This is a genomic window from Trinickia sp., from assembly GCF_051961175.1.
In the GTDB taxonomy this organism is placed as follows: Bacteria; Pseudomonadota; Gammaproteobacteria; order Burkholderiales; family Burkholderiaceae; genus Trinickia.
Window position 1 is genome coordinate 17497 of the sequence record NZ_JBQCDN010000239.1, and the last position, 10722, is coordinate 28218.

Genomic DNA, 10722 nt, shown 5'->3' on the forward strand with positions numbered 1-10722 from the left:
CTGCTCATTGTGAATTCGGTCACAGCACGTTCAGCATGGCGACGGCGGTTTCCTGCAAGTGAGGCAGTACGCGCTTTAACGCGGCCTCCGCACTTTCGTTGTTGATCGGCATATTCGTGCTGAGTGCCGCGATGACATCGCCGTGCCGATTTCGCAGCGGCACGGCGATTCCGCGCACGCCAACCTGCAACTGCTGCTCGATCAAGGCATAGCCGTTGACGCGTGCCTGTTCGATTTTTTCGCGCAGGCGGGTTTTGCTCGTCAATGTATGGGGTGTATAAGGCGGCAGCTCGACGCTGTCGAGCCATGCCGATACGCAGTCCTGATCGTCTTTGTACGCCAGCAGCACCACGCCGGGCGAAATCAATGGCGCCGGCACCCGGGCACCCAGCACGAAACCCGTGGTCATGACGCGAGAGACGCTGTTGCGTGCGATCACGACCAATTCCCAATCGTCGAGTACGCTGACATAGGCCGATTCGTTGATCGACGCGCTGAGCTGTTGCAAGTATGGCTGGACCATTCGCGGCAGCCGCGCGGAATCGAAGTACGACCAACCGACGCGCAGCACGCGCGGTGTCAGGCCGAACAAACGGCCATCCGTTTGCACATAGCCCAGGGATTCGAGCGTCAATAAATAACGGCGGGCGGCAGTACGTGACAGACCCGTGCGTGCCGCCGCCTGCGTGGGCGTCATGCGCGCGTGTTCGCTATCGAAAGCCTCGAGAATCGCGAGGCCCTTTTCGATTCCCGCGATCCAGTCGCGCTTGTCGAGGGAGCGCTTAGTCATATCGATCGGCGCATCCCACTCGTCGAGGGGCCGAGCCATGTGTGCCAGACGGTGCGCACCAAGCCGCGGGCCATGGCGTTATTCAGATTTCATCCGCGCACCGGCGATCAACGAAAGCAGGCAGCCGACGGCAAGGTACGCGGCGACGAGATGCCATGAACCGCCCGCCAGGGTAGTCAGCGCCACTGCGATGAACGGCGTGAAGCCTCCGCCGACCACGCTGGCGAATTGATATCCGACGCCGGCCCCGCTGTAGCGATATTCCGCGCCGAACAATTCGGTGAAAAGCGGCTGCTGCACGCTCACCACCATGTCATGGCCAATATTGGCCAGCATCACTGCGAAGATCACGATCCAGACCGTCGCTCGCGCCTCCAGTGCCACGAAGAACGGAACCGCGCAGGCCAGTCCGACCGCGGCTCCAATCAGATAGATGCGTTTGAATCCGAACCGATCGGCGAGCCACGCGAAGCAAGGGATCGTCACGCAGCTGATGGCACCGACGAGTAGCCCGATATTCAGGAATAGATCGCGCGACATGCCGAGGTTAGCGGTCGAATAACTCAATGCAAACGCCGTGACGATATACATCGAGAACAATTCCGCCAGCCGCAACGCGACGATGTAGGCGAACGCTTTGGGATGACGCGTGAGCGCTTCGATGACAGGCAGTTTCACCTTGCGATGCTGATGCTCCACCTTTTCGACGAACTCGGCCGATTCGTCCATGCTCGAGCGGACCCACAAGCCGATGGCCACCAGCACGACGCTGAACACGAAGGGCAGGCGCCACCCCCACGAGCGAAAGGCCGCATCGCCAAGCCAGTGGCTCAACAACGACACGAAGCCGGTAGCGAGCACGAGCCCGACGCCATAGCCGACCTGCACGCCGCTGCTGTAGAACGCCTTGTTGCCGCGAGGCGCGCTCTCGACCGCCATCAACGCCGCACCGCCCCACTCTCCGCCGACGGCGAAGCCTTGTATCGCTCGCAGCGTGACGAGCAGGACCGGCGCCCACCAGCCGATCGTCGAAAACGTTGGCAGCAATCCAATCGCGACGGTGGACAGGCCCATCATCATGACAGTCAGGACCAGCATTCGCTTGCGCCCGAGCCGGTCGCCATAGTGGCCGAACACGATGCCGCCCAAGGGGCGAAACAGAAAGCCGACGCCGAATGTCGCGAAGGCGGCGAGCGTACCCATCGTCGGGCTGACTTTCGGAAAGAAGGCCGCGTTGAAGACGAGGGCCGCTACGATCCCATAGAGCAGAAAGTCATACCAATCGACGACGGCGCCGACGAAGCTTCCAATCGCTGCCCGCTGTGCCTGGGCTTTGGGTTGGTAATGGGCCGCGGTATTCACGGCGTCGAAGTTCGGCGTCATCCCATGTCTCCTACTGTGTTTTCGTGCGTGAATGCGCCCGTCGTTGAACCGTCTTCGGCGATGTGCATGCGGCAGCGTTGAGTGCTTGCAGCATAGAGCGTCCGCGATCGGCCGCGCAATGCCGTTTGCGTGGTTCGTGCGCGGATATCGCGCAAATGCGTGCGATGATCGCACGCATTTCGGGTTTGTCCTGACTCATGGAAAGGCCGTCCGGGTCTTTCGCGATATGCCCCTGGGTGAACGGTTTGGTTAAAATTGACGCAATCGTTGCCCGGAGATTTTGCATGTGCCCTGTCGCTTCACAGTCTGACGATTCGTTTGCGCTGGATGCAGGGCCGCCTAACCCGCTGGGTTTGGCGGGACTCGAGTTCGTTGAATTTGCCTCGCGTATGCCGGAGGAGTTGGGTCATCGGTTCGAACAGCTCGGATTCAAGGCGATCGCCCGCCATGTCAGCAAGGCCGTCACGCTGTATCGGCAAGGCGACATGAATTTCCTGGTCAACGCCGAACCCGATTCATTCGCGGCACGCTATGCGCAAATCTATGGAATGGGGATTTGCGCGCTCGGCATGCGTGTCGAGAACGCCTCGCGTGCGCTTAAGCGCGCGATCGGTCTGGGTGCCTGGCCGTTCGAAGGGGAGCGCATTGGGGCTTTCGAGCTCAAGATCCCGGCCATACAAGGGATTGGCGATTCCCATATCTACTTTATCGACCGTTGGCGCGGGCGTGGCGGCTCGCAGGGCGGTGTAGGCGACATTTCCATTTTCGACGTCGATTTCAGGCCCATTGATATCGCCACCGCGCGCGAGGATCTGACCCATGCGGGTACCGGCCTGCGATGCGTCGACCACATGACGCAGACGGTCGGCGCGGGGCGCATGCAGGACTGGCTCGACTTTTACCGGACCTTGCTGCATTTTCGCGAAATTCACGAGATCAATCCGGAAGGCCATATCGCTCAGGATTCCCGCGTGATGGTGTCGCCTTGCGGGCAAGTGTGTATTCCGCTCTATGAGGAAGGGACGGCGCGAACCGAGCAAATGCATGCCTACCTGCCCGATCATCCGGGAGAGGGCGTGCAGCATATTGCGCTGGCGACGGACGACATCTTCAAGAGTATCGATGCGCTCGCCGCGAACGGCCTGGCGTTCATCGAGCCGCCGCCTGCTTACTACGACGGAATCGATGCGCGCCTGCCGGGGCATGGCATCGATATCGATGCACTACGCGCGCGGGGGATTTTGATCGACGGCGAAATCGGCGCCGATGGCATGCCGCTTCTGTTCCTGCAAGCATTTGTCAAACGCCGGCCCGGCGAAATCTTCTTCGAAATCGTGCAGCGCAACGGGCATCGCGGATTCGGCGAGGGAAACCTGCGTGCGCTCGCGAGCGCGCGGTCGGCCGCTCCTGCGCCGTAATCAACGCGACTTCGCGACGAACCTCAAAATCGCATCCACCACCATTTCGCGATGCTTGGCTCGCAGGCGCGGATGCGAGGGATCGCGGCCGAACGCGGTGCCGAACGTCGACCGGTTGCTGACGCGATGAAAGCAGAACGAGCTGATCAGCAGATGCAGGTCGATCGGATCGAGGTCGTCCCTGAATTGCTTCGACGCGACGCCACGCGCCAGTAGATCTTCGATCGTGACGATGACGCTCGCATTCCGGCTGCGGAACGTCTTCAACTGCTCGAGATATTTCGCGCCGTGAATGTTTTCGATCGTGACGAGGCGCACGAAATCGCGATGCCGGTCGTGATAGTCGAACGTGAATTCGACGAGCTTGCGCATGCCTTCGACGGGCTCGAGTTCGCTGATGTGCAAATCTTGTTCGAGCGCGCGGATGTCGCCATATACCTTATCGAGTACCGCTTCATATAGCCCTTCCTTGCTACCGAAGTAGTAGTAGAGCATGCGTTTCGTGGTATTCGTGCGCTCGGCGATGGCGTCGACGCGCGCGCCGGCCAGGCCCATCGCGGAAAACTCGGCGGTCGCCACTTCGAGAATGTTGCGTTTGGTCTCTTCGGGATCGTATTTGCGTTTAGCGTCGGTCCCGACGCGACTGCCGCCTGCCGACGCCGCCGGTCTGCCCATGTTGTTGTACGTCTGAAGAGTGAACGGAATGCGCGCGATTCTAACATAGGGGTTACCCGCGCAAACGGCCCCGCCGGCCGGCGGGGCGCGGCTGCCGCGGCCTCAGAGTTCGATCCGCTTGATATCGCCGACGATAAAGATATAGGACGCCGCACCGATCAACGCGACTACGCCGATGAATGCGAGCGCGCCGACGAACGAACCTGTTGCGGCCACGATCAGGCCGATGACGAGCGGCGTGATGATGCCGGCCAGATTGGCCGCGACGTTGAAGATGCCGCCGGTCAGGCCAAGCTTGCCATCAGGCGCGATATCGGAGACGAGCGTCCATCCGAGCGCAGCCATGCCTTGAGCGAAGAACGCGAGCGAGAGGATGGCGATGACGGCGGCGTTGCTCTGCACGAAGTTCGCCAGCATGATCGTCGACGCCAGCAGCAGCCCGGCGATGATCGGCAGTTTGCGGGCGACGTTCGCCGATGTGCCCCGCCGCAGCAACCAATCAGAGAGTGCGCCGCCGAACAACACGCCCACCGATGCCGCGATGAACGGCATGATCGCGAAGAAGCCGATCTTGAGCCAGCCCATATGGCGTTCGGTGGCGAGATACGTCGGAAACCACGTCAAAAAGAACACGAGCGTCGAGTTGCCGGCGAACTGACCGAGGCAAATGCCCGCGAGCTGACGATGCTTGAGCAGCCGGCCGATATCGCGCCAATCCACCTTGTCCGGGGCACCGGCGCGCTCGCGCGGGCTGTGCCGCGTGAGGCCGCCGCCCGCTTCGATGTATTGAATTTCGGCATCGTTGGCGGCGGGATGATCGAGCGGTTCGCGATAAAAACGCCACCAGATCAGGCCAAAAATCACACCGGCGGCGCCGACGACATAGAACAGCGAGCGCCAGCCGAACGCGCCCATCAACGCGAACAGCAGCGGGCTGAAAAACGCGAGGCCGATGTATTCGCCGACGGTATACGTCCCCGTGGCGAACGCGCGCTCCGTTTGCGGAAACCAGGTGGCCACGATCCGGCTATTGGTCGGGAAGCAAGGCGATTCGGTCACCCCGAGCCCGAGCCGGCAAGCGAACAGGGCGCCGACGCCGTGCACGAGCCCTTGCGCCAAGGTGCAGAGCGACCACAACGTCATCGCCAGGAAATAGGTCAGCTTGCTGCCGAATCGATCGAGAAACACGCCGCCTGGAATCTGCGCGACGACATAGCTCCAGGAAAACGCGGAAAAGATCAGGCCCATCAATGCCGCATCGATGCCGAGTTCCTTCGTCAATTGCGGTGCCGCAATGCCCAGCACGGTTCGATCGAGATAGTTGATCATCGTGCCCGCGGCCAAGAGGCCGAGGACCCGGTAGCGGGCGCGCGAACGACGGACCGTGGAGGACTGTGCAGCCTCTTGCAACGCATCCGGGCTGAGCGAGCGGGGTGAAATCGGCGGGGCCATGTCTTCGTGTCTCCTATCGACCTGAATGGTCGGTGTAATGGGAATGTGGCCGTACTACTGCTATTGCTACTGCTACTGCGCGAGCAACGCTTGCAGATGCGCGAACATCCGCTCGGCGTCCGGCTCGACGCCCGTGAAGATGCGAAATGCGTCCACGGCTTGATACACCGCCATGCCGCCGCCGGTCAGCGTGCGGCAGCCGATTCGTTCGGCGGCCTCGATGAGCGCCGTGCGGATCGGGAAATAAACGACATCGGCCACCCACAGCGCGCGATGCAGAAGTTCAGCAGGTAACGGCATGCCCGGAAGCTTTGCCATGCCTGTCGGCGTGGCGTGAATGAGGCCGGTCGCCTCGCGCATCGCGCTATCGAGCGAGCCGCCTGCTTCAACCCGGGCGGCTGGGAATCGACGTTGCAATTCAACGGCAAGCGAAGCGGCGCGCGCTTCGTCGACGTCGAATAGCGTCAAGCGGGCTGCACCGAGGCTCAGCGCGGCATGCGCCACCGCGGCACCGGCGCCGCCCGCTCCGAGCTGGACCACGCGCTCGAGCGATGCACCGGGCAATCCTTGCTCGAACGAGCGCTTGAAGCCCGACCAGTCCGTGTTATGGCCGATTCGTTTGCCGTCTTGGAAGCGCACGGTGTTGACCGCCCCCAATGCCTGTGCGTCTTCGGACAGTTCGTCGAGCAGCGGGATGACTGCCTGCTTGCACGGGTAGGTGATGTTCAGCCCGTCGAAGCCCATGCGTTCGGCGGCGGTCAGCAGATCGGGCAAGGCGCTCGGGGGCAGGCCCAACGCCTCGAGGTCGATCCGCCGATACACGCCGGCGAGCCCCTGTTGCCGCGCTTCTTCTTCGTGCATCGCGGGGCTCAGCGAGCCGCCGATACCCGATCCGATCAGGCCCACGAGGATAGAGCGCCGGCTCCGGTGCGTTGCGGCGCTCATTGCACGGCCTCCTGTTGCTGTTTCAACAACACGGCCATCCGTTCCAGGGCCAAAACGTACCCCTGCGTCCCGCAGCCGATGATGACCGCCTCCGCAATGGGCGAAACGTACGAGTGATGCCGGAACGCCTCCCGCTTGTGTACGTTCGAAATGTGGACTTCGATCACGGGTTTTGCAATCGCCGTCAGGGCATCGGCCAGCGCAACCGACGTATGCGTGTAAGCAGCCGGATTGATGACGATGCCATGAATTTGATGTCTCGCATCGTGCAGCCAATCGATCAGCTGATGCTCGGCGTTCGATTGCCGGAAGTCGATCGCGAGGCCGAGCCGTTCACCGGCTGTCCGGCAGCGCTCGGCCACATCGGCCAGCGTTTCTTTGCCATAGATTGCCGGCTCGCGCGTGCCGAGCAGATTGAGATTCGGTCCATTGAGGACCAGAACCGAAGCGAATGTCATTGCGGCGACTCCATTTGTTAAGCGAACGCTGCACGAGGGGCGTGCAGGTCCTCCCGAATGCATCGCAGTGTGCCGCCGCTCGAGTGATAAGTCATTCTGGGGTTTTCACGAATTTGTACCAACTAGTTAGTTCACGTACAGTTCGCGGTGTTCGTGAAAGCGTCTACCGATTCGCCATCCGCTGCAATCGTCCGATCAACACACCGTCCACAGCCCATGCAGAACCGTACTGTCCGCCCCGTCGACGCGCCGCTGCAGCGGTCGATTGCTACCGTCTCGATCAGCGGCACGCTGGCCGAGAAGCTGCGGGCCATTCACGCCGCCGGCTTCGAGTGCGTCGAGATCTTTGAGAACGATTTGCTGTACTACGACGGCACACCGGCCGATGTGCGCAGGATGTGTGACGATCTGGGGCTGCGAATCGTGCTGTACCAGCCGTTCCGCGATTTCGAAGGGGTGGGTGCGGAGCGCCTGAACCGCAACGTCGAGCGTCTTCATCGCAAGTTCGAGGTGATGCACGCTCTCGGCACGGACCGCTTGCTCGTTTGCAGCAACGCGTCGGCCGATACCATTTGCGATGACGGGTTGATCGCCGATCAACTCGCGGTACTGGCGCGCCATGCGCAAGCGGCCGGTGCGATCGCGTGTTACGAGGCGCTTGCCTGGGGGCGGCACGTCAGCTCGTATCGTCATGCGTGGCGGCTCGTGGATGCTGTCGATTCACCGAATCTCACCCTCGCGCTCGACAGCTTTCATACGCTGTCGCTCGGCGATTCGCTCGCGGAAATCGAGTCGATTCCGGGCGAGCGGATCGGATTCGTGCAGATTGCCGACGCGCCCCGCATGCAAATGGACGTAATCGAATGGAGCCGCCACTATCGCTGCTTCCCGGGCCAAGGCGACTTCGAACTGTCCGAGTTCGCCGCCTGCGTCGTCAAGAGCGGATACCGGGGGCCGCTTTCGCTCGAGATATTCAATGATGGATTCCGCGGTGCGCCGCCCGCGGCGACAGCAGCCGACGGATACCGGTCGCTGCTGTTGCTGGAGGAGCGCACGCGTGCCCGGCTAGCGCACACCGCCGGTGTCGGGACGTTGCCGCTCTATGCTCCGCCTCCCGTGCCGGAACAGTTGTCGACGCAGTTTCTGGAGTTCGCTGTCGACCCGGTCTCGCGCGAGCATCTGGTCGACTGGCTCGAACGATTGCGGTTTCGGCGTGCGGGACAGCACCGGTCGAAAGACGTCGCGCTCTACCAGCACGGCGCGGCCGCCATTGTGTTGAACGCCGAGCCCGATTCCTTTGCCAGCGCGTTCTTTCAGCAGCACGGGCTCTCGCTCTGCGCATCGGCATTCCGTCTGGACGACGCTCAGCGCGCGCTCGAGCGTGCCGCCGGTTTCGGCTATGCGCCGTTTTCCGGGCGCATTGGTCCGAGCGAGCGCGCGGTCCCAGCCGTGCGTTCTCCGGATGGCAGTATTAACTACTTGGTGAACGAAACGTCGGGCGAGCCGACATTATTCGAAGCGGATTTCCGGTTGACTGATATAGACGGCCCAAGCGAAGTGGGGCCGTTGACCGGCATCGATCACGTGTGTCTGGCATTGCCGATGGGCGCGCTCGATAGTTGGACTTTGTTTTTGAAGGCCGCGTTTGGGCTGGAAGCATCGCCGGCCGTCACGGTGCCGGATCCCTACGGGCTCGTGCGCTCGCGCGCATTCAGTCGTCGCGACGGTTCGGTGCGCATTGTGCTGAATGCATCGGTCGACCGTCACACCGCAGTGGCTGAGACGGTTCATGTTTACGGCGGCACCGGGCTGAACCATGTGGCGTTCGGCACCGACGACATTTTCCGGGCGGTGTCCGAACTGAAGGCGAATGGGTTGCCGCTTCTACCTATTCCACGCAACTACTACGACGATCTGGAAGCCCGGTACGGGCTGTCCGATCCCTTCCTGGCAAAGCTGCGTTCGCACGATCTTCTCTACGACCGCGACGAGCATGGCGGCGAATTTCTGCACGCCTACACCGAGACGCTGGATCAGCGGTTCTTCCTCGAAATTGTGGAGCGGCGCGGCGGCTATGACGGCTACGGCGCGCCGAACGCCGCGGTGCGGCTCGCCGCTCAGGCACGGCAGCGCCAGGGCGGTGCGGTGACGTAGCAGCCCCTGTACCGATATGCCGCGGTGTCGCCTCGCACGCGAATCCCGGTCGAATTTGTTTTTCTTGGCTTTATCACAAAGATCGCGAGCACCACTCGTGGCGATGACCCTTGGAGATTGGAGAAAAGACGTATGAAGACCTGTAGCACTCAAATCGGCCGCATGGCGGCCGCGGTGGCGGCACTCGCCTGCGCGCCCGCATTCGCGCAGAGCAGCGTGACGCTTTACGGCGCGGTGGACGACGCCGTGACGTACGTCAACAACCAGAGGGGCAGCTCGAACGTCTATCTGCGGCAAGGCAACCTTTATGCGTCGAAGTTCGGCCTGCAAGGCAAGGAAGACCTCGGCGGCGGAACGCTCGCGATTTTTGATCTCCAGAACGGCTTCGACTTGAATACCGGCGCACTTTCGTCGTCGGGCCTGATGTTCAATCGGCAAGCCTACGTAGGGTTGCAAAACGCCCGCATCGGGACGTTGACGGCGGGACGCCAATACACGCCGTACTACATGTTCGTCGGCCCGCTCACGGGCAGCGCGTGGCTGACAGGGGCGACCGGTGCGCACCCCGGCGATATCGACGGACTCGACACCACGGTGCGGATCAACAACTCGCTCGTTTATACCTCCCCGAACTGGGGTGGCTTGCAAGCGAGTGCCATGTATGCGTTTGGCGGAATCGCCGGCAGTACCGGGCTCGGACAAACCTACAGCGGCGCCCTGCGCTATTTGAACGGCCCTGTCACGCTGTCACTCGGCTATCTGCGCATGGACAATGCGCAACGCACGACCGGATTCGATTCGGCATCGACCGGCAGCTTCGGCACCTCCGCACTGAATACCGGGTACGTCTCCGCGAAGGCGGTGCAGCACATCGCGGCCGCCGGGAACTACACGCTCGGCAATCTCGTGTTGGGACTCTCGTATTCGAACGTCGAGTATCAAGCGGGCGGGCGTTCGCTGTTCCATTCGACCGCGGTGTTCAATACCTACGCCGCGCTGGCGAGTTATCGGTTCACGCCCGCATTCGATCTTGGCGCCGGCGTTGCCGTGACGATGGCCTCGAAGGCTAACGGGATCAACAGCGCGGCGCGCTATGAGCAATATTCGCTGAAGGAGGCGTATCACTTGTCCAAGCGTACGACGCTGTACGCGTTGCAGGCCTATCAGCATGCAAGCGGCCAGACGCTGGGCAGCGCTGGGGCTGGCAATATCGTGGAAGCGGCGCCGTCGGTTGGCGATTCGCAAAACGGGACGCCTTCGTCGACGCATGCGCAATTCGTCGGCATGGTCGGTATCGCGACGCTGTTCTGAGGATCGATTACTCGACCATCGCATTGCTAGTGCGTCGGGCCCCCCACCCCCCCCATCGGTGGGCGGCGCCCGGGGTGACCGCCATTGGCGCCTTTAGGCACGCCCCGGATTAAGCCGGTCCCTGCGCGGCCCCGCA

9 protein-coding genes are annotated in these 10722 nt (G+C 62.2%); 3 read left to right on the top strand and 6 right to left on the bottom strand.

What is annotated here, in order from left to right; genetic code table 11:
- Window positions 1–19: 19 nt before the first annotated feature.
- Both ACTHL0_RS14695 and shiA read right to left on the bottom strand, forming a co-directional pair.
- A complete protein-coding gene (locus tag ACTHL0_RS14695) occupies window positions 20–790 on the bottom strand; it encodes an IclR family transcriptional regulator domain-containing protein (RefSeq protein ID WP_440567543.1) in 771 nt (256 codons plus the stop codon).
- A gap of 78 nt (window positions 791–868) precedes the next feature.
- Entirely contained in the window at window positions 869–2173 is a 1305-nt protein-coding gene (shiA, locus tag ACTHL0_RS14700) for a shikimate transporter (RefSeq protein ID WP_440567544.1), read from the bottom strand.
- A 284-nt stretch (window positions 2174–2457) separates the two neighbouring features.
- Here shiA and ACTHL0_RS14705 point away from each other — a divergent pair, with 284 nt between their 5' ends.
- Window positions 2458–3591, top strand: coding sequence for a 4-hydroxyphenylpyruvate dioxygenase family protein (locus ACTHL0_RS14705; protein ID WP_440567545.1), 1134 nt, complete (start codon window positions 2458–2460; stop codon window positions 3589–3591).
- Here ACTHL0_RS14705 and ACTHL0_RS14710 read toward each other — a convergent pair whose 3' ends face one another.
- From ACTHL0_RS14710 to aroQ, 4 genes are all read right to left on the bottom strand, one after another.
- On the bottom strand, window positions 3592–4266 hold the full coding sequence (locus ACTHL0_RS14710) for a TetR/AcrR family transcriptional regulator (RefSeq protein ID WP_440567546.1): 675 nt from the start codon (window positions 4264–4266) through the stop codon (window positions 3592–3594).
- A gap of 102 nt (window positions 4267–4368) precedes the next feature.
- A complete protein-coding gene (locus ACTHL0_RS14715; protein ID WP_440567547.1) occupies window positions 4369–5718 on the bottom strand; it encodes an MFS transporter in 1350 nt (449 codons plus the stop codon).
- A 72-nt stretch (window positions 5719–5790) separates the two neighbouring features.
- The gene (locus ACTHL0_RS14720; RefSeq protein WP_440567548.1) at window positions 5791–6663 is read right to left on the bottom strand and encodes a shikimate dehydrogenase; all 873 of its coding nucleotides are present in this window, start codon (window positions 6661–6663) and stop codon (window positions 5791–5793) included.
- The gene (gene aroQ / locus ACTHL0_RS14725; protein ID WP_440567549.1) at window positions 6660–7121 is read right to left on the bottom strand and encodes a type II 3-dehydroquinate dehydratase; all 462 of its coding nucleotides are present in this window, start codon (window positions 7119–7121) and stop codon (window positions 6660–6662) included. The genes ACTHL0_RS14720 and aroQ overlap by 4 nt, the downstream gene beginning before the upstream one ends.
- Window positions 7122–7373: 252 nt before the next feature.
- On the opposite strand from aroQ, the gene ACTHL0_RS14730 reads away from it, so the two are divergent.
- Window positions 7374–9275, top strand: coding sequence for a bifunctional sugar phosphate isomerase/epimerase/4-hydroxyphenylpyruvate dioxygenase family protein (locus tag ACTHL0_RS14730; RefSeq protein ID WP_440567552.1), 1902 nt, complete (start codon window positions 7374–7376; stop codon window positions 9273–9275).
- Between the two features lie 132 nt (window positions 9276–9407).
- The gene (locus ACTHL0_RS14735) at window positions 9408–10586 is read left to right on the top strand and encodes a porin (RefSeq protein ID WP_440567550.1); all 1179 of its coding nucleotides are present in this window, start codon (window positions 9408–9410) and stop codon (window positions 10584–10586) included.
- Window positions 10587–10722 lie beyond the last annotated feature (136 nt).